The organism is Thioclava sp. F42-5 (assembly GCF_002213195.1).
GTDB lineage: Bacteria > Pseudomonadota > Alphaproteobacteria > Rhodobacterales > Rhodobacteraceae > Thioclava > Thioclava nitratireducens.
On the sequence record NZ_NBNZ01000001.1, the window covers coordinates 972,468 to 991,976 of the forward strand.

At 64.1% G+C, this 19,509-nt stretch carries 18 protein-coding genes; 9 read left to right on the top strand and 9 right to left on the bottom strand.

The window, feature by feature from the left end; genetic code table 11:
* Nucleotides 1-64 precede the first annotated feature (64 nt).
* Nucleotides 65-1,027 (bottom strand): ABC transporter permease, encoded by a 963-nt coding sequence (locus B6V74_RS04425; protein WP_088722052.1) that lies wholly within the window; start codon nt 1,025-1,027, stop codon nt 65-67.
* Nucleotides 1,028-1,493: 466 nt separating this feature from the next.
* On the opposite strand from B6V74_RS04425, the gene B6V74_RS04430 reads away from it, so the two are divergent.
* Nucleotides 1,494-2,138, top strand: coding sequence for an aspartate/glutamate racemase family protein (locus B6V74_RS04430; protein WP_240497044.1), 645 nt, complete (start codon nt 1,494-1,496; stop codon nt 2,136-2,138).
* Between the two features lie 40 nt (nt 2,139-2,178).
* Nucleotides 2,179-3,234, top strand: coding sequence for an aldo/keto reductase (locus tag B6V74_RS04435; RefSeq protein WP_088722054.1), 1,056 nt, complete (start codon nt 2,179-2,181; stop codon nt 3,232-3,234).
* A 19-nt stretch (nt 3,235-3,253) separates the two neighbouring features.
* Here the strand turns inward: B6V74_RS04435 and otnI are convergent, their stop codons facing one another.
* Together otnI and ltnD are read right to left on the bottom strand one after the other, a co-directional pair.
* A complete protein-coding gene (gene otnI, locus B6V74_RS04440) occupies nt 3,254-4,024 on the bottom strand; it encodes a 2-oxo-tetronate isomerase (protein ID WP_088722055.1) in 771 nt (256 codons plus the stop codon).
* 3 nt (nt 4,025-4,027) lie between these two features.
* Nucleotides 4,028-4,954, bottom strand: a complete 927-nt coding sequence (gene ltnD, locus B6V74_RS04445; protein WP_075776418.1) for an L-threonate dehydrogenase — start codon at nt 4,952-4,954, stop codon at nt 4,028-4,030.
* Between the two features lie 198 nt (nt 4,955-5,152).
* On the opposite strand from ltnD, the gene otnK reads away from it, so the two are divergent.
* Genes otnK through B6V74_RS04460 form a run of 3 tightly spaced genes read left to right on the top strand, consistent with a single transcriptional unit; the run spans nt 5,153 to nt 7,994 of the window.
* Nucleotides 5,153-6,430 (top strand): 3-oxo-tetronate kinase, encoded by a 1,278-nt coding sequence (otnK, locus tag B6V74_RS04450; protein WP_088722056.1) that lies wholly within the window; start codon nt 5,153-5,155, stop codon nt 6,428-6,430.
* Nucleotides 6,423-7,061, top strand: a complete 639-nt coding sequence (gene otnC / locus B6V74_RS04455; RefSeq protein WP_088719234.1) for a 3-oxo-tetronate 4-phosphate decarboxylase — start codon at nt 6,423-6,425, stop codon at nt 7,059-7,061. Before otnK ends, otnC begins: the two co-directional genes overlap by 8 nt.
* Before the next feature lie 39 nt (nt 7,062-7,100).
* Entirely contained in the window at nt 7,101-7,994 is an 894-nt protein-coding gene (locus B6V74_RS04460) for an NAD(P)-dependent oxidoreductase (protein WP_088722057.1), read from the top strand.
* Between the two features lie 381 nt (nt 7,995-8,375).
* Here the strand turns inward: B6V74_RS04460 and B6V74_RS04465 are convergent, their stop codons facing one another.
* Nucleotides 8,376-9,296, bottom strand: a complete 921-nt coding sequence (locus B6V74_RS04465; protein ID WP_240497045.1) for a DMT family transporter — start codon at nt 9,294-9,296, stop codon at nt 8,376-8,378.
* Nucleotides 9,297-9,398: 102 nt separating this feature from the next.
* Here B6V74_RS04465 and B6V74_RS04470 point away from each other — a divergent pair, with 102 nt between their 5' ends.
* Nucleotides 9,399-10,268 carry a LysR family transcriptional regulator gene (locus B6V74_RS04470; RefSeq protein ID WP_088722059.1) on the top strand — a complete coding sequence of 290 codons (870 nt, stop codon included), beginning with the start codon at nt 9,399-9,401 and terminating at the stop codon, nt 10,266-10,268.
* A 99-nt stretch (nt 10,269-10,367) separates the two neighbouring features.
* On the opposite strand, the gene B6V74_RS04475 is transcribed toward B6V74_RS04470, so the two are convergent.
* From B6V74_RS04475 to B6V74_RS04495, 5 genes are all read right to left on the bottom strand, one after another.
* Entirely contained in the window at nt 10,368-11,723 is a 1,356-nt protein-coding gene (locus B6V74_RS04475) for a TRAP transporter large permease subunit (protein WP_075776423.1), read from the bottom strand.
* Nucleotides 11,724-11,726: 3 nt separating this feature from the next.
* Entirely contained in the window at nt 11,727-13,049 is a 1,323-nt protein-coding gene (locus tag B6V74_RS04480; RefSeq protein ID WP_088722060.1) for a TRAP transporter small permease subunit, read from the bottom strand.
* A gap of 92 nt (nt 13,050-13,141) precedes the next feature.
* On the bottom strand, nt 13,142-14,239 hold the full coding sequence (dctP, locus tag B6V74_RS04485) for a TRAP transporter substrate-binding protein DctP (protein ID WP_088722061.1): 1,098 nt from the start codon (nt 14,237-14,239) through the stop codon (nt 13,142-13,144).
* Nucleotides 14,240-14,608: 369 nt separating this feature from the next.
* A complete protein-coding gene (locus B6V74_RS04490) occupies nt 14,609-15,358 on the bottom strand; it encodes an alpha/beta fold hydrolase (protein WP_088722062.1) in 750 nt (249 codons plus the stop codon).
* 117 nt (nt 15,359-15,475) lie between these two features.
* A complete protein-coding gene (locus tag B6V74_RS04495) occupies nt 15,476-16,354 on the bottom strand; it encodes a LysR substrate-binding domain-containing protein (RefSeq protein WP_088722063.1) in 879 nt (292 codons plus the stop codon).
* 131 nt (nt 16,355-16,485) lie between these two features.
* On the opposite strand from B6V74_RS04495, the gene B6V74_RS04500 reads away from it, so the two are divergent.
* From B6V74_RS04500 to B6V74_RS04510, 3 genes are read left to right on the top strand one after another with little or no spacing between them, the layout of a single operon-like run.
* Nucleotides 16,486-17,013, top strand: a complete 528-nt coding sequence (locus B6V74_RS04500; RefSeq protein WP_141104897.1) for a TRAP transporter small permease subunit — start codon at nt 16,486-16,488, stop codon at nt 17,011-17,013.
* A complete protein-coding gene (locus B6V74_RS04505; RefSeq protein ID WP_088722064.1) occupies nt 17,010-18,320 on the top strand; it encodes a TRAP transporter large permease in 1,311 nt (436 codons plus the stop codon). The genes B6V74_RS04500 and B6V74_RS04505 overlap by 4 nt, the downstream gene beginning before the upstream one ends.
* Nucleotides 18,321-18,364: 44 nt before the next feature.
* On the top strand, nt 18,365-19,489 hold the full coding sequence (locus tag B6V74_RS04510; RefSeq protein WP_077701126.1) for a C4-dicarboxylate TRAP transporter substrate-binding protein: 1,125 nt from the start codon (nt 18,365-18,367) through the stop codon (nt 19,487-19,489).
* Nucleotides 19,490-19,509: the final 20 nt, after the last annotated feature.

A 19,509-nucleotide genomic window follows, 5' to 3' on the forward strand; every position in this document is an offset into this window, starting at 1 on the left:
CCGCTCTCTCCTCTTCGAGACGCGGTCCGGCTTCTTGATCTTGTTGCTTTCCGGACGACGCGGCTCAGCCGCGGCCGCCCATCCGATTGCGCAGCACGTCCAGACTGACCGCGATCAGGATCACGCCGCCGGTAATGGCCTGCTGGGCATAGGTATTGATGTTGAGCAGCACGACGCCGTTGGCGATCTCGCCGATCAGGGCGGCCCCGATGACCGCGCCCAGCACCGAGCCGATACCGCCCGCAAGGCTGGCCCCGCCGATTGCGGCCGCGGCGATCACCTCAAGCTCCGAACCGAAGCCGGACGCCGGTTCTGCCGACAGGTAGCGCGAAAAGGCGATAACGCCGGCCAGCGCAGAGATTGTCGAGGACAGGACGTAGACCGCGAGCTTGACGCGCTGGACCTTCACCCCGCTCAGACGTGCCGCGTTCTCGTTGCCGCCCGTGGCATAGACGTGCCGACCGAAGCGGGTCCGGGTCATGATGACCGTAAAGACGAGCGTCAGAACGAGCAGGATCACCACCGGCACCGGCACCGGGCCGACATAGCCCTGCCCCAGAAAGCTGAAGCTCTCGGGAGTGTCTGGGGTCAACGGCACGCCGTGGGTAATCATATACATCAAGCCGCGCCCGATGCTCAGCGTGCCGAGCGTGGCGATGAAGGGCGGCAGGCCGATCGCGGTGATCAGCAGCCCGTTGGTCAACCCGAAGGCAAGCCCGACACCGAGCCCCGCGGCCACCGCCGCATATTGCGAGTAGCCCGCATCGAAGCAGAGCGCCGTGATCAGACCGGCGAGCCCCATCGCGGAGCCCACCGACAGATCAATCCCGCCGGTGATGATGACCATCACCATGCCGATGCTCATGATGGCGGTCAGCGAGAACGCCCGCGACACCCCCATCAGGTTCGACACGGTCAGGAAATACGGTGTGAACAAGCTGATCAGCAGCCCCATCAGGATCAACGCGATCAGAACGTTGAATTCACGCATGTGACGCAGTTGAAGCAATTGATGCAGGACTCGCATGGATTTCCTTTCCGATGGCGTGACCGAATTTTCCGACAGTGCCAAAACGCCCCTCCCTTCTCCGCGTCCCCGACCTTCCGCACGCACATCCGGCGCCGAACGCTTCGGCGGGGGCTGGCGGGTCGGACGGGGGTTCGCCCGAAATGCTAGCGCTGCCATTCCTCCTGTGACAGCGCTGTCATATTGCGAACCGCAAAGCCGTCTTGTCAATCAGCAAATAACAAAAACTTGTGTCAGGACAGGTGTCGGAAGGACGCGCCCTCCCCTGCGGAACGTAGTTCCGAACCCGGTCAAAGCGTTTCAAACAAGGCGCTTGGGACATTCCGGCTTGTCATCGAAGCAGGTCCATGATGATACTCACGAACATGACAGCGCTGTCATGGCTAGCGAGACCAGAGCGCGTCAACCGCAACATAGGAGCCCGCGAATGCATCACGAAAGACACGAATCACCTCGCTCCCTTGCGATGATCCATACCGTCGCCGGGTTGATCCCGGAGCTTGAAGGCCTGGCGCAGGCCCGCCTGCCCGACTGGAAAGTTTTCAACATGCTCGACGAGAGTCTTCTGCGCCTGACGATCCGCGACGGATCGGTCAGTCCGATGACGGCGCGCCGCCTGACGGGCATGATCTGGTCGGCGGTCGATGCAGGGGCCGAGGCGGTTCTCGTGACCTGCTCCAGCCTCGGCGGCGCGGTCGAACGCATCGCACCGCTCTGCCCCGTGCCGCTGATGCGCATCGACGAGGGGATGGCACAGGAAGCGGTCGCAAATGGCCGCCGCATCGGTGTGCTCGCGACCCTGCAATCGACGCTGACGCCCACCGCCGAGCTGATCGAGCGCGTCAGCCGCGAGGCCGGGGCGGACAGCGCAATCACGAGCCAGGTCGTCGAGGGCGCCTTCGAGACGCTGCAATCGGGCGACCGCGAGGGGCACGATGCGCGGGTTGCCGAAGGCATCGCCCGGCTCGCCCGCGAAAACGACGTGGTGGTTCTGGCACAGGCCTCGATGGCGCGCGCGCTCCAACGGCTCGAGACGAGCGCGGATGATCCGCCGGTTCTGACCAGCCCGACCTTGGGCATCGCGCATGTCGCAAGACTTCTGGCGCGCTGATCGCGCCTGGACAAACGATACTCAAGAGGAGGAGATATACATGAAATACAGAACCTTAGGACGATCTGGACTCAAGGTTTCGGTGCTCACGATGGGCACGTTCACGTTCGGGGGCGCAGGCGCTTTCAAGGCCGTCGGCGCCCAAGGCGTCAGCGAAGCGCGCAAGCTGGTCGACACCTGCATCGACGCCGGCATCAACCTCTATGACACCGCGAACATGTACTCGACCGGTCTTTCGGAAGAGATCCTTGGCGAAGTGCTCGACGGTCGGCGCGATGACGTGCTGATCTCCTCCAAGGCGCGGATGCGGATCGCCGATGGACCGAATGACGAGGGCTTTTCGCGCTATCACCTGATCCGCGAATGCGAACGCTCGCTCAAGCGGCTGCGCACCGACCACATCGACATCTACCACATGCATGAATGGGACGGCGTGACCCCGATGGAGGAGATGGTCTCGGCGCTCGACACGCTCGTGCAACAGGGCAAGGTCCGCTACATCGCCTGCTCGAACTTCTCGGGCTGGCACATCATGAAGGCCCTCGGCGTCAGCGACCGGAGCCTGCGCGAGCGCTTCGTGGCGCAGCAGATCCACTACACGCTCGAGGCCCGCGAGGCGGAATACGAATTGCTGCCGATCTCAGTCGATCAGGGGCTGGGCGTGCTGGTCTGGAGCCCGCTCGCCGCCGGTCTGCTGTCGGGCAAGCATCGCCGAGGCAAGGACACGCCGAAAGGCTCGCGGCAATTCGCGGGCTGGACCGAGCCGCCGATCCGCGACGAGGAGAAGCTGTGGAACATCGTCGATGCGCTGGTCGAGATCGGTGACGCGCATGGGGTCTCGGCGGCGCAGGTCGCGCTGGCGTGGCTGCTGACGCGTCCCGCGATCAGCTCGCTGGTGATCGGCGGACGCAATGAACAGCAGTTCCGCGACAATTTCCGCGCAGTGGATCTGGAGCTGAGCGAAGACGAGCTGAAGCGCCTGCACGAGGTCAGCAAGCTGCCTGTGATCTATCCCTATTGGCACCAGCAGCAATTCGCCTCGGACCGGTTCAGCCCGGGCGACTGGGCGCTTCATCGCGATTACATCGAAAGCTGATAAGGGGCGCGCCTTCGTCTCAGGCGAAGGCGCGCATCCAGTCCAGACCATCCTCTGTCCGGCCTGCCGGGCGGTATTCGCAGCCCACGAACCCTTCATAGCCCAGTGCGTCCAGTTCGCGCAGAATGCGCGCGTCGTCGAGCTCGCCGGTTCCTGGCTCGTGCCGATCCGGCACCGCGGCGATCTGAACATGTCCGATGATCGGCGCCATCTCCCGCAGCCCCATCAGCACGTCCCCGTGCAGAATCTGGCGGTGATAGATGTCGAATTGCAGCTTGAGATTGGGCAGCCCAAGCTCCGCGATCAGATCGGCAGCGAAGCTGAAATCATCCAGAAAATAGCCCGGCATGTCGCGCGTGTTGATCGGCTCGATCACCACATCGAGCCCCAGTGCCCCGGCCGCATCACAGACCCTCCGCAACGAGTCGCGATAGGCGGTCAGCGCGGTCACATCTTGGCGCGAGGCGAGCCCACTCATCACATGCACGCGCCCGACCCTGGTCGCCTCGGCATAGCGCAAAGCAGTGTCGATCGAGGCGCGGAATTCCTCTGCGCGATCCGGCAATGCGGCCAGCCCGCGATCACCCGCCTCCCAGTTGCCGGGCGGCAGATTGAAGAGCGCCTGCGTCAGGCCGTGCGCGCGCAGCCGCTCTGCGATCGCCTCGGGCGGGTGGTCGTAGGGAAAGAGATATTCGACCGCATCGAACCCGGCCTTTTTCGCCGCGGCGAAGCGGTCGAGAAACTCGTGCTCGGTGAACATCATCGTCAGGTTGGCGGCAAATCTGGGCATCGCTCAGCCCTCGCTTGCGGGCGCTGCATCAGGCAGATCGAGCCCCGCGATATTCGCCAGCATCCGCGCGACAGAGGCATCGTCGTCGCGCCCCATCCCGGCCGCCGCCGTCATCACGAACATCTGCAGAGCCGTCCCGGCGATCGGTGTCGGGAATTTCAGGTCCCGCCCGATATCCGCCACGATCCCGAGATCCTTGGTGAAGATATCCACCGCGCTGCGCGGGCTGTAATCGCCCTCGAGCACGTGCGGCACGCGGTTCTCGAACATCCACGAATTGCCCGCTGACGCGGTGATCACCTCGTAGACTTTCTCCAGGTCCAGATCCATCGCCTTGGCGAAGGTGATCGCCTCACAGGCCGCCGCGATATGCACACCGGCGAGAAGTTGATTGACCACCTTGAAGGCCGCGCCCGTGCCTGCCTCCTCGCCAAGCTCGTAGACCTTGGCGGCGACACTATCGAGCGCTGGGCGAATGCGCGCAAAAGCCGCCGCCGGACCCGAGCCCATGATCGTCAGCTCACCGCTGGCGGCACGCTGAGCACCACCGCTGATCGGCGTATCGAGATAGGTCACGCCCGCCGCGGCGCAGCGCTTGGCGAAGACGCGCGCCAGATCGGGGGCCATCGTAGCGCAGGACATCACCACGCCGCCCTCGGACATGGTCGCGACGGCGCCGCCCGGTCCGAAAAGCACCTGCTCTGTCTGGTCGGCATTGACGACCACGGCGATCACCAGTTCCGCATCTTGCGCCCCCGTCGCAGGGTCGGCTGCAACCGCGCCGCCAAGCGCCGCAAAGCGCTCCATCGCATCGGCATTCACATCGACGCCCGTCACCGCGAACCCGTCTCGCAGCAAGCTCTCGGCCATGCCGAAGCCCATCGATCCCAGACCGATGACACAGACCTTCGTCTCTTGGGGTGACTTCATGCGGAATACCTCTCAATCGCCGATTTCCAGTCTCAACCTGCCCCCTTCCAGCGTCCGTCTTGCGCTTGCATTGCTGGAATGATAGCGTTGTCATTACATCGTTAGCCCGAGCCGCAACGGCTTTGCAAGGGCTATGTGAAATCGCCGCCCCGCGCCGTCGGGGCGATCGGCGATCTGTGGACCGAGGGAGGAATTTCCATGCTGATCGGAGCGGTCGCCGACGATATTACCGGCGCCACTGACCTGTGCCTGATGCTGTCACGCAGCGGGTTGAAGACGCGGCAGGTCATCGGCCTGCCGGGGCCGCAAATGGACCTGTCGGGCGCCGATGCGGTGGTGGTCGCGCTGAAGTCGCGCACCATTCCGGCAGGCGACGCGGTAGAGCTGTCGCTGAAAGCGGCGAAAGCCCTGCGCGCGGCCGGGGCGCAACGCCTGATGTTCAAATATTGCTCGACCTTCGACTCCACCGACCACGGCAATATCGGGCCGGTCACCGAGGCCCTGATGAAGTTCACCGGCACGACCCTGACCATCGCCTGCCCCGCCTTCCCGGCGACCGGGCGCACGGTCTACAAGGGCCACCTTTTCGTGGGCGACCGTCTGCTGTCGGAAAGCCCGCTCAAGGACCACCCGCTCACCCCGATGCGCGACCCCGATCTGGTGCGGGTTCTGGGGCGGCAGACGACGCTGAAAGTCGGCCTGATCGACGTCACGACGATCAGGCAGGGAGAGGCCGCGCTGCGCAAGGCCTTTGAGACCGCCCGCACCGCTGGCACCCGTGTCGTCGTCACCGACACGATCGACGAATCGGACTTGATGACGCTCGGCGCGGCCTGCGCGGAGATGCCGCTGGTCACCGGCGGCTCGGGCATCGGTCTGGGCCTGGCCGCAGCGCTTCGCGACCGGAGCGACGCGCATAGCGCGCCGGATCGGATGCCAGCCCCGGAGGGCCGCAGCGCGATCCTCGCGGGCTCCTGCTCGGTCGCGACCCGTGGCCAGATCGCGGCGGCGCAAGCGGCCGGCCTGCCGAGCCGCGCGCTCGACGTGGAGTCACTGACCGAAGGCAGACAGAGCGCGGATGAGATCGCCGATTGGGCCATCGCGCAGCCCGCCGACAGCACCCCCCTGATCTATTCCAGCGCAGATCCGGCGCAGCTCGGCAAGATCCAGTCCCGTCTGGGCCGAGACGCCTCCGGCGCACTGGTCGAAGACACGCTGGCCGCAATCGCCGAACGCCTGCGCGACGCCGGGTTTACCCGCATGCTGATCGCGGGCGGCGAAACGTCGGGCGCGGTGACGACGGCGCTCGGTGTGCGCCTGCTCGACATCGGCCCCGAGATCGACCCCGGCGTGCCGTGGACGATGAGCCTCTCCGGCCCGCGCCTCGCGCTCGCGCTCAAATCAGGCAATTTCGGCGCCGAGGATTTCTTCCTCAAGGCGTGGGACCTTCTGGAGCCGGAGGCCGAACATGTCTGACGAAACGCGCCTGCGCGACCAGATCTGCACCATCGGGCGCTCGCTCTTCGATCGCGGCCTTACCGCCGGGTCTTCCGGCAATATCTCGGCGCGGCTGCCCGATGGCGGTTGGTTGATGACGCCCACCAATGCCTCGCTCGGCACGCTCGATCCGGCCCGGATCTCCCTTTTCGACCGGGACGGCAACTTCGTCTCGGGCGACAAGCCGACCAAAGAATCCTTCCTGCATTTCGCGATGTATGACGAGCGTCAGGAAGCGGGCGCGGTGATCCATCTGCACTCGACCCACTCGACGGCCGTCTCGATCCTGCGCGACATCGATCCCGAGGACGTGCTGCCGCCGCTCACGGCCTATCACGTGATGCGCGTGGGCAAGCTGCCGCTCGTGCCCTACTACGCGCCGGGCGATCCCGAACTGGCCGAGGCCGTGCGCTCGCTCGCCAGCGCGCATCATTCGGTGCTGCTCGCCAATCACGGCCCTGTCGTCGCGGGCACCAGCCTGTCGAACGCGCAATATGCCGCCGAAGAGCTGGAGGAGACCTCCAAACTGTTCCTCGCCCTGCAGGGCCACGCGATCCGCCCGCTGACCCCGGCGCAGGTCGCCGACCTGCGGGAGCGCTTCAATCTCTGATCCGAATTTCACGACCTATCGACCCAAGCGGAGTATCCAATGACTAAGACCCAGGAAACCATCGGCTTCATCGGCACCGGCCTGATGGGCCACGGCATGGCCAAGAACATCGTCGAGAAAGGCTATCCGCTGACCGTGATCGCCCACCGCAACCGCAAGCCGATCGAGGACCTGGTCTCGCGCGGGGCGACCGAGGCGACCTCCTATGAAGACCTCGCGTCGCGCTCCTCGATCATCTTCCTGTGCCTCACCGGCGCGCCGGAAGCCGCCGAGGCGGTCGCAAAGCTGACTCCGGGCCTGAAAGAGGGCAGCGTCATCGTGGACTGCTCGACCGGCGAGCCGACCGTGACGATGAAGCTTGCAAAGGACATGCAAGAGATCGGCGTCGCCTATGCGGATGCGCCGCTCAGCCGCACCCCGAAAGAGGCCTGGGACGGCACGCTCGATTGCATGGTCGGCGCGGATGAAGAGCTGTTCGCGCGCATCGAGCCCGTGATCGACACCTGGGCGGGCAAGATCGTACGCGTCGGCAGCCTTGGCGACGGCCACCGCATGAAGCTGCTCAACAACTTCATCTCGCTGGGCTATGCCGCGCTTTATTCCGAAGCCCTCGCAATGTCGCGCAAGGTGGGCATTCCGATCGAGCAGTTCGACAAGGTGATCCGGGGCGGCCGGATGGATTGCGGCTTCTACCAGACCTTCATGGGCTACGCGCTCGAGGGCAACCGCGAGGCGCACAAGTTCACCCTCGCCAACGCCTACAAGGATTTGCGCTACGTCGAGTCGATGGCGAATGCCGCCACTGTCGCAACCCCGCTCGCCAGCACGGCCAAGAACGCCTTCGCGATGGCAATGGCCACCGGCGGCGACGGCCCTGAAGATTACGTGCCGCATCTCGCGGATTTCGTTGCACGCGCGAACGGGCTCGACTGAGCCCACGCACCTCCCGGAAGCGACGGCTCAGCCCGGCCGGATATGGTCGGGCTGAGCCAGCTCATCGGGACGGTCAACCGGGATAATCGCGCTTCATCTGCAGCGATCGGCTTCTGGCGGCATTGATCGGTTCGGCCTCGGCCCGCTCATTCGAATATCCGACCGAGAAAGATGCGCCTCGAGACCGATGTCGCGCAGGAGTGCAGGCGGGAGGTCTCGCGGGTCGGTGAAGCGGCGTCGTTTTCGGAGACGACACGCGAGACGCCAGAGCAGGTTCTTCATGGGACAGATGCTCTCTTGGGGGCGATCTGACGCCCCTCAGCCAGAGCCATGTTCCGGCCGAAGGCATCACGGAAGCTTCAAGTTCGCCTGAGGGCGCCCTCAGTTGCGACCGGGCAGACGAAGCCGGCCGCTTGCGAGCAACACGCCGAGGATGGCGACGAACACACCCAGAATCTGTTGCCAGCCGGGCATCCGCCCGAAGGCGATCGCGACGAGAAGCGCGGCGACAGGGACGAGGTTGAAGAGGACCGAGGTCGCGGCCGGCCCCCGCACCGAAATGCCGACCTGCCAGAACAGATAGGCCAGGACCGAGCCGCCCAGTGCCATGTAGAGAACCAGCAACTGGGTGACCAACCCAGACTGCACCAGTTCTCGCACAGGATTTCCGACGAACAGGGAGATCACCACGAGCCCGAACGCTCCGAAGACCATTGTCCAGGTCGCGGTTTCCACCGCAAATGCCTCGCGCACCCAACTGCGGCATCCGATGGAGTAGAGCGACCAGCCGATGCTGCCGATCAGGATGAGAATGTCGCCGCCGGAGAACCGCGTTCCCGAGAACGCTCCGACCGTCATCGCGACGCCGACGAAGCTCACGATCATTCCGACGATCGCGGTCCCTTTCGGCAGGCGTCTTTGAGCCAGCGCATCGAGCAGATTGGTCGTCAGCGGCGTCGTGCCCATGATCAGGGCAGCGGTGACCGGGCTCGAACTTTGCATCCCCAGAAAGAGGGCGGCGTTGAAGCCCGCGACCCCGGCGACGCCGAGAACCGCGAAGGCGGGCCAGTTACGCTTGAGCACCTGAAAATTGATCCCGCGCGAAACCCCAAGCCAGATCACGATCGCAACCGCTGCGATCGCGAAGCGGCTCGCGGCAGCGGTCCAGGGAGAGAGATGTTCGAGAGCGACGCGGGTCGCCTCGAAATTGGTGCCCCAGAAGATTGCCGCCAGCGCGCTTAGGGAGAGCGCACTGCCGTCTGACATGGAGCGTTTCGCTGGAGGGAAGTCGATTGCGGACATGATGGCCTCATCCGATGGGAAGACGCCGGCTGTTTACGCTTTTCATTTTGGGAGGCGTATAGATAATACTGGCAATTAGTTTTCCAAAATTGGAAGAAAGCTTTGCGACTTAATTGGGATGACACTCGGATTTTCCTCGCTCTGGCGCGGACGGGCACCCTCTCCGGGGTCGCCCAGACCCTTGGCCTTGGGGTCGCGACGGTATCGCGCCGCGTCGATCGGCTGGAGCAAGCGCTCGGCGTGCCTCTCTTTCTGCGCCACCAGAGCGGCTACCGTCTGACCGATCAGGGCGAGGCGCTCTTGCCGCGTGCAGAAGAAGCGGAGCAGGCGATACAGGGCTTTTCTCAAGGCGCGGGGGCGGAGGCCGAAGTGGCGGGCCTCGTGCGTCTGGCAAGCTTCGAGACCATCGTCGCGCCCATCATCGTGCCGGCGCTCGCGCCGTTGCTGGGAAGACATTCCGGGCTCGATGTGGAAATCCTTTTCAGTGCTGCAGTCGTCAATCTCCATCGTCGCGACGCCGATCTGGCGCTGCGGTTGTTGCGCCCAGAACATGGTCACCTTCTGGTGCGTCAAGTGGGCGTTCTGGGGGTGGGCCTTTACGGACCGCCGAGCGGGACCCGACCCGAGCGCTTCGTGACCTTCCCCTTTCCAGAGGAGAGCGGGGTGAAGCTGCAGGTCGAGTGGGCCCGCGCCTTCGGGGCGGACCAAGCGCCGCGCCTGGCGGTCAACACCTTGGCGGGACAGGTCGAGGCGATGGCGCGCGGCGTGGGCGTGGGCGTGCTGCCGCACCTTCTGGCCCGCGCGGCAGGGCTCAGGCTCCTGGCGGATCGGCTCCCCGACGGATCTGCGATGGAGCATCCCATCTACATGGCAATCCACGCCGATCTCGCGGCATCGCGCAGGGTTCGGGCGGTGGCCGATACGCTCATCGAAGCCCTCGAGGCCCGTCGCGCCGAGCTGGCAGAACCGTGAGTGCTCATGCGATCCGGAAATCGCGGCAGATCAGCCAGAATGAAAAGCCCCGCGACACGGCGCGGGGCTTCTCGTGTCTCCTAGACTAGATGCGAGTGATCAACCGTAGACCAGTTTCGGCAGCCAGATGATGATCTCCGGGAAGAACATGCACAGCAGCAGCCCCACCACCTGAAGCGCGAGAAACGGCAGCGCCGAGCGGAAGATGTCGCCCATCGGAATTTCCGGCGGCGCCACCCCGCGCAGATAGAACAGCGCGTAGCCGAAGGGCGGCGAGAGGAAGCTCATCTGCATGTTCACGAGGTAGAGCACCCCGAACCACAGCACGAGATCGTCGGGATCGCTCAGCCCGAAGGCCTCGGCCCCAAGCGCCTTCACGATCGGCACGAAGATCGGCACGCAGAGCAGCAGGATGCCGACCCAGTCGAGGAACATCCCGAGAATGATCAGCACGAGCTGCATGATGATCAGGATGCCCCACGGCCCGAGCCCGGTCGCCTCCAGCGCGTTCTGCACGAATTGCTGTCCGCCCTCGAGCACGTAGAGCCCGACGAAGATCGTCGCCCCGAACATGATCCAGATGACCATCGCCGAGGCCTTGAGCGTCGTGATCGCGGCCTCGCGGATCGTCTGCCAGTCGAGCTTGCGGTGGATGGCGGCCACGATGATCGCACCGAAAGTGCCGATGCCCGCCGCTTCCACCGGGGTCGCGACGCCGGTGAAGATCACGCCCAGCACGATCACGATCAGCGAGATCGGCGCCGACATGTTGCTCATCAGGCGGATCTTCTCGCGGCCCGTGATACGTTCTTCCGGCGGGATCGGCGGGCCCATCTCGGGGTTGATCGCACAGCGGATCAGCACATAGGCCACATACATGCCCGACAGGAGAAGGCCGGGGATTACCGCACCGATGAACAGCTCGCCCACCGATTGCTCGGCCACGACCGCGTAGATGATCGCAAGGATCGACGGCGGGATCAGGATCCCGAGCGTGCCGCCCGCCATGATAGACCCCATCGCGATCTTGGCATTGTATCCGCGATCGAGCATCGCCGGCAGCGCGATGATCCCCATCGTCACCACCGCAGCCCCGATCACACCCACCATCGCGGCAAGCACCGTCGAGGCAATGATGGTGGCCGCGGCCAGACCGCCGCGCACACCGCCCAGCACCTTGTAGATGACGTCGAACATCTCGTTGATGATCCCTGCTCTCTCCAGCATTGACGCCATGAAGATGAACAAGGGGATCGCCGAGAGCTGGTAGTTCGTCATCAGCGGGAAGATGCGGCTCGGCACGATATTGAGCGCGCGTTCGTCGCCCAGCACGAATAGGAAGACACAGGCCAGACCGCCCGTGACGAAGGCCAGTGGAAGCCCTGCCATCAGCAGGACGACCAGCGAGCCGAACATGATGAGTGTCAGCCACTCAATTCCAATCTCAAGTCCCATGTATCAGCCCCTGCCCATCACGACCCGCAGATCCTGCGCGAATTTTGAAATGCCCTGCAGAACAAGCAGCAGAGCGCCGATCACCATGACCCATTTCATCGGCCACAGAGGCACCTCCCATTCGTTGAAGCTGATCTCGCCCCAGCGGACATTCGCATCGGTCCATTGTCCGAGATTCCAGTTCGCCAGCATCTCGCCGGTCGGAATTTCGCCGCGCGCCCATTGCGAGATGAGCCCGTTGCCCGTGGGCACGGCGATCGCATCCATCGCAAAGATCCACGACGTCACCAGAAGCGTGCCCGCGAAGATGAAGAAGAAGACCGAGGTCAGCAGATCGACCCACGCCTTGCGGGGTTTCGACAGCGGCGCGTAGAAGATGTCGACGCGCACATGGCTCTCGGTCAGCATCGCGTAGGCACCCGAGATCAGGTACTGCATCCCGAACATCAGATACATCGCCTCATGCGCCCAGTTCGTCGGGCTGTTGAAGACGTAGCGGCTGATGACCTCGAAGTAATAGACGAAGACCGCGATGATCGCCCAATAGCTGACGAACTCGCCCGCCTTGAGCGAAATCCGATCGATCCAGCCTGTCCAACCTTTCGAGACATGTCGGGAATCGTCTTTCATCTCCTCTTCCTCGAGCGCTTCGAGACGCCGCTCGACCTCGCTTTCCTCGTCACGCTCGGGCAGCGAGGCGTTGGCGCGCCGCACCAGCATCGGAAGCAGGAGCGCGTCGATGACGATCCCCGCAAGCAGCACCCAGAAAGCGTATTTCGAGATGCTGCGCCATTTTGCGAGCACGGCGGCGGCGGCGTCCCTCTTCGGGCGCGCCTCTGTGAGATCGGCTTGAGCCTGTTCGATCAGCGACTCGCCATCCGCGACCCGCTTCTCGGCGCGATCGACATTTCGCTGCGCGCGCTTCTGCGCAAAGCTGCCCTCTTCGGCGGCGGCCAGCTCCTCGCGCAGCTTCGGAAGATCGGCCTGCGCGGTGTCGACCCGCTCCTGTTCGCGGCTCAGAGAACGCTCGGCCATACGCACCACGTTCGACATGTCCGAAACCGTGCCGCGCGCGTTATGGCCCTGTGCATTCGCGTAAAGAATGGCGATGAAGACCGGAATGAAGAGAAAGCCCAGCAGGCTTTTCACATAGAAGCGATGCAGTCCCAGCATCCCCCCGGTCACGAGAATGAAATAGCCCAAGGAGAGCGAATAGCGCCGCTCCGTCTTGCGTGGCCGGTTGGCCAGAGACGCCGCAATGATCGGAAACAGGATCAACCCTGCCCAATAGGCCCAATGCGGTAGAGTGAAGTCGATATTGGGCATTGCCCACCCCCTGTTGTCGGGACATGCCCGGCCATCAGTTGAACCGGGCCCGCGCCAGAGGGCGGGCCCGTCAGACTGTCTTCGAGATCAAATCAGAGCTTCAGTTCCAGCCCGTCGACCAGATCGGGCGTCACATAGCCGAGCGAGCCGGACATCATGTAATCGAGCTGCGTCTTGAAGATCCGCGCGCTGTCCTTGTCGCGGTTCGCGTACTTGAACCAGATCGGGACGGCGACTTCGGTCATCAGCTCCACATCGTCCTGGCTGAGGCGCGTGACCTCGGTCCCGTCGGCCTCGAACTTTGCCCAGGCTTCCTGGTCGGCCTTCTGGATCGCCGCGTGATGCATGTCGGAATAGACGTGGGTTTCCATTTCGACGAACTGCTTCATCTGCGGGCTGAGCTTGTTCCACGCATCCATGCCCACGGTGATGTCCATGATGTCGACCGGCTGGTAGAGCGACATCATGCCGGGCGGGCCCATCGAGATATAGCTGGTCACCTGACTGAAGCCGAGCGCGTAGTTCACCGCAGGGCCTACATAGTCCGCCACGTCGATCGTGCCCTTCTCCAGCGCGGGGAAGATTTCCGAGCCCGGAAGCACGGTGGTCTCCGCCCCGATTTCGCCGAAGACGTCGGCGACCATGCCGCCGGGAAGGCGCATCTTGCGGCCGCGGAAGTCGTCGATCGACCGGATCGGCACCTTCGAGTGGATGATGTTCGGGCCGTGGTGGACGGGACCCACGAAATACATGCCTTGCGCCGCATAAAGCTCGCGCGCCATTTCCAGCCCGCCGAGGCCGTAATAGAACACGTCGAATTCGTGCGGATTGCGCAGGCCGAGCGGATAGGACGTCAGGAACACGCCCGCCGGGATGATGCCCTGCACGTAGATGGTGAACGGGTTGACCGCGTCGAGCACGCCGTTCTTGACCGCGTCGTAAAGCTGGAAGTCGCCCACGACGTCATTGGCGCCGAAAGGCTGGAAGGCCAGCTCGCCGCCGGTCTTTTCCTGAATGGTGGCGCACCAGTCCTTGAAGGTCTGAAGGCCGACGCCGCCCGGCCACGAGGTCTGGATCTTCCAGGTCGTGCCGTTGGCTTGGGCCGAGGCGATATGCGGCGCGGCAAGGCTGGCGGCGCCCGCCGCCGCAAGAGTGCGCAACGCATGTCTGCGAGTGGTCAGATGTTTCATGGTTCCTCCCCGTTTTGGTTGCGACCCCGACGGACGCGGGGCCGAATGAGAGGGAGGTCGAAAACACGCGATGGCACTCCTCCAAGCGCATCGCGACTTCGTGAGACGGCGTGACCGCCAAGGCTTCCAGCTTCTCCTCAAAAGCGGAAACCCACTCTCCTCCCCCTGTATAGGCGAGGTTTGCACGGGTTTTGTTTTTTCGCAAGTATTCACGAATTTGCGTGCGTTCGTGAAATATCCCTAAAATTCCAACGGGGGCGGCTCAGGGCCGAGCTGCAGCCCTTGCCCATCGCAATACAGGCAACGCTGCGGCGACTTCAGGTCGATGGAGAAACACTCTCTGCCAAATACTTCCCTGCTGCGCGCGCTTTATCGCCTGTTCGCGAGGATGAATTCCCCGATCTTCTCGACCAGCAAATCGCGGTCGTGGTCGAGGGTCGCGACGTGGAACGAATTCTCCAGCCAGACCAGTCCGACATCCGAAGATCCGACATCGCGCAGGATCCGCAGCCCATTCTCGGGGGCGACGACATGATCGATGCGGGACTGGAAGACCAGGATCGGCTGGCGCAACTCCGGCAGCATCGCGCCCGTGGCACAGGTCAGCACGAAGCGTTCGCGCATCGTGGTGGACGGAATCCGGTCGTAACAGATTTCGCGCCGGTCGGGATGGCGGATATCCGAGCCGATGCCGCGCTGGAACGGCTCGGGCCGATCGCCGAACAGGCTCGCAACCTGATCGGGGCGATAGAGCCCGGTCGAGCCGTTGATTGTCACGACGCGATCGACCCGATCAGGAAAGCGGATCGCGAGGTTGAGGGCGATGGTCCCGCCGAGAGACAGCCCCGCCACAACGATCCGGTCGCACTCCTGCCGCAGCGCCGCGAGCGCCGCCTCCGCCGAGGCCAGCCAGTCCCGATATCCGGTCTGCGCCAGTTCCTCCGGTGTCGTGCCGTGACCGGCCAGCAGCGGCACGCGGATGCTCACCCCGCTGCGCCGATGCAGGCCATGTGCGACATGAGCCACGCTTTGGGGCGTGCTCGTGAACCCGTGCAGCAACAGCACACCCGTACGGGAGCCCTTGAGGTCAAAGGGCGCAGGGTCGGTATCGTAATCCATCGGGTCTCACACTGGCAGTCGGCATTTGCGGCGCCATAAGACGTCAGGTGTTCCGCGAGGTTCAAATAGGCTTGTGTGATCGGGTGATCGCGAAATTGGATCACCCCCGCCGCGGTGTCAGCCTAGGAAGATCGTACGGAAATCCTGCAGCAATTTCGTGTCGACCACCTTGCTCCAGGCCATCGCGATCGTCAGCTCCGGGCTCCAGCCCGGCACCGGGAGAATTTTCAGCGCGGCCGGCAGACTGTCGGCGGCGCTGATCGGGTAGAAGGTCAGGCCCCGCCCCTCCGCGACGCGCTGGAAGATCACCTGCACGTCCCACGCTTCGTCGACGACCACCGGATCGAGACCGCCCTGTGCGAAGGCCGTGTCGAGCAGGGCCCGGAACGAGCGCCAGTTTTCCCGCAGGCCCATCACGAAGGACCGCTCGCGCAGCGCCTCGAGCGACAGCGCCTCGACATCGCGCGGCACGACGACGCCGATCCGAGTGGACCAGATCGGCTCCTGCGCGACGGCCGGGTCTTGCACGCTGTCATGCGCCAGTAGGAAGCCGATATCGATCTCGCCCGACTTCAGGTTCCGCATCATCGTGTCCGTCGACATCACGTGCATCTCGACCTGACAGCCCGGATAGCTCTGGTGGAACCGATCCAGCCCGGCGGAAATCTGCGACGACGAGGCCAGTGCGGAATAGCCCACGATGATATGCCCGCGCGCGCCGAGCGCGTTCTGCCGCGAGGCGCGGATCGTGCGCTCGAACGTGGCGAGGGTCAGGCGCGCATCCTCCAGAAAGATCCGTCCTGCCTCGGTGATCTCGAACACGGTCGCGCTGCGCCGGAAGATCGCGAAACCCAGATCGGTCTCGGTGTCCTGAATCGTCTTGCTGATCGCCGGCTGCGCGATGTTGAGCGCCTCGGCGGCGGCGCGGAAACCACCCGCATCCGCGACCGCGATCGTGTAGCGCAAGTGGCGAATGCCGATGCGCGTTGGGCCCATGAGTATCTCTCCCTGTCATCCTCCCCGGAGCGATAACGAACCGCGATCACCCGATCAAGCTTTGCTATTTGAATAGGTAGTCCCCGTCAGGAATGCTCTGGCCGGCGCACAAGATCGCGGGGAGGTGACCGGTGCAGAGAGGATTCATTGATCGAGCGTTTCGGCGACTGACTCACGGGCTGATGCTCGTGGGCGGGCTGGGCATCATCGTGATGATGGGCAACATCACGCTCGACGTGGTGCTGAAGGTATTCTGGAACGCCCCGATCCAGGGAACGGTCGAGATCTCGTCCTATTATTACATGGTCGCGATCGTCATGCTGCCGATGGCGCTGGTCGAATATGACGACGAGCAGATCAGCGTCGATCTGCTGTTCAACCATTTTCCCGACTGGCTCCAGCGGATCAGCCTGCTGATCACCTTCTTCGCGACCGCGGCGATCCTGTCGGTGATGACGTGGCGCACGGGTCTCGACGCGGTCCGCGCCTTCAAGGTCGGCGAAGTCGTGATGGGCAGCCGCGAGATCATCGTCTGGCCCGCCCGTTGCATGTTGCCGTTGGGTTTCGGGCTTGCGGCCGTGGCGGCACTCTTGCGCGCCGTGCTGCTTGTGCAAGGCAAACCCGTCACCAAACTGCATGATACGGAGTCCGCGGCATGAGCATGTTGACCATTGGGTGGATCGGCGTCGCGAGCCTGTTCGGACTTCTCGCGCTGCGGATGTCGATCGGCATCGCCTTGATGATCGTCTCCTTCATCGGCATCGCATCGATGCTGAACCTGACCGCCGCTTTCGGCATCGTGAGCGCCCTGCCCTTCAGCTTCATCGGGGACTGGTCGCTGACCGCGATCCCGATGTTCCTGCTGATGGGCTTCGTCGCCGCCAATACCGGGCTGACGAGTGGCGCCTTCGACCTGCTTAAGATGCTGCTGGCGCGGGTGCCGGGCGGTCTCGCCTCGGCCAGCGTCGGCGCCTGCGGACTGTTCGCGGCGGCGTCGGGCTCGAGCATCGCGACCACCGCCGCGATGTCGCGCATCGCCGTGCCCGAAATGCTGCGCGCGAAGTATCACCCGTCGCTCGCGACCGGCGTCGTGGCCGCTTCGGGCACGCTCGGCTCGCTGATCCCGCCGTCGATCCTGATGGTGCTCTACGGGATCTTCACCGAGCAGTCGATCGGCCAGCTTTTCATCGCGGGCGTCGTGCCGGGCCTGATATCCGCGCTGATCTACATGGGAATGATCACCATGCGCTGCGCGGTGAACCCGAAACTCGCCCCGCGCACCGCCGAGCCGTTCGACATGCGCCGCTTCCTGAGCCTGCTGTGGTCGGTCTGGCCGTTCCCGGTCCTGATCATGGGCGTCCTTGGCGGCATATTCGGGGGCTTCTTCACACCGACCGAGGCGGGCGGAATGGGAGCGACTCTCGCCGTTCTGATCGCGCTGCTGCGCCGGAGCCTGACATGGGAGGCGATGCGCGCCGCGATCCGCCAGACGGTCGTCGCCACCTCCTCGATCTTTTTCCTGTCGATCGGGGCGATCATGTTCACCCGCTTCATGGGGCTGTCCGGCGTGCCGCGCTCGCTGACCAACGCGATGCTCGCCGTCTCCGACGACAAGGTGGTGATCATCCTGATGGTGGCGGGGCTGTTCGTGATCCTCGGCATGGTGATCGACTCGATCGGCCTGATGCTGCTGACTCTGCCGATCCTGCTGCCGGTGCTGGAAGCCGCCGACATCAACCTGATCTGGTTCGGCATCATCACGATCAAACTCCTGGAGATCGGCCTCGTGACGCCGCCTGTGGGGCTCAACCTCTATGTCCTGCACAGCGCGCTGTCGGGGAAGGTGAAGCTCGGCAACATCATCTCCGGCACGACCTGGTTCATCGCGATGGACCTGCTGACGCTCATCCTGCTGATCGCGTTTCCGGCGCTCAGCCTCTACCTGCCCGCGCTGATGGCCGGGTGAAACGACAACTCATTTACCGTTCCAAAGGGAGGAAACCTGTGAACATGACGTCGACGATGAAGACCGCGGCGATCGCCTTCGCGATGATGACCACCGCGACCGTGGCGAGCGCGGCAGACTACAACGCCAACCATTTCTTCGCCGAACGCCACTCGATGGTGCGCGGCCCCTACGTGGAATTCGCCAAGAAGGTCGCGGAAGAGACCGATGGCGAGATCAATTTCACCGTGTTCTCCGCAGGCTCGCTGCTGCCGCCGGCCTCCTCGCTGCAGGGCGTGCGCGACGGGATCGCGCAGGTCACCTATCACGCCGGGACCTACACCCCCTCCGAGCTGCCGATCGACAATCTCATCGGCAACATGGCTTTCTACAACACCGACCCGCTGGTCATGGCTTTCGCCTCGACCGAGTTCGGCCTGACCAACCCCGCCCAGCTGGCGGAGTGGAAAGCCAATGGTGTGGTCTATGGCGGGGGCTATTCGACCTCGCAGTACTTCATGCAGTGCAACACCCCGGTCCGCACGCTGGCCGATATCAAGGGCAAGCGCCTGCGCATGGCGGGCGGCGCGTGGTCGCGCTTCGCGGAATTCGTAGGCGCCGTACCGGTCTCGATGCCGTCGAGCGAGATGTATACCGGGCTTGACGCCGGCTCGCTCGATTGTGCGGTCGCGGCGGCGGATGCGCTCGACAGCTTCAGCCTGAAGGATGTCGTCACCGACATGAACACGCTCGCGATCGGCAACTACTACGCCGGGTTCGAATGGGGCTACAACGTCGCCTTCTGGCAGTCGATCTCGCCCGAGAACCGCCGCGTGCTGTTCAATGAGATGGCCTATTACCTCGCAGAGCACCGCATCGCCTTCGACAAGGATGTCGAGAAGGCCGTGAACTCGGCGAAAGAGAACGGCATGGCCGTGGCCGAGCCGGATCAGGCCCTGAAAGATGCGCTGGCCGAATTCGTGGTCGCCGATGAAGCCACGCTGATCGCCAATGCCAAGGATCGCGGCGTGAAGGATCCCGAAGCGATCCTCACCGAGTTCAAGGCGCTCGTCGACAAGTGGGACGGGCTGCTCGCCAATGTGGACACGACCGATGTGGACGCGCTGGCCGCGCTTGCGCGCTCGGAGATCTACGACAAGCTCGACGAGACGACCTACGGCGTCTACTGAGACCGACTGGGATCGAAACC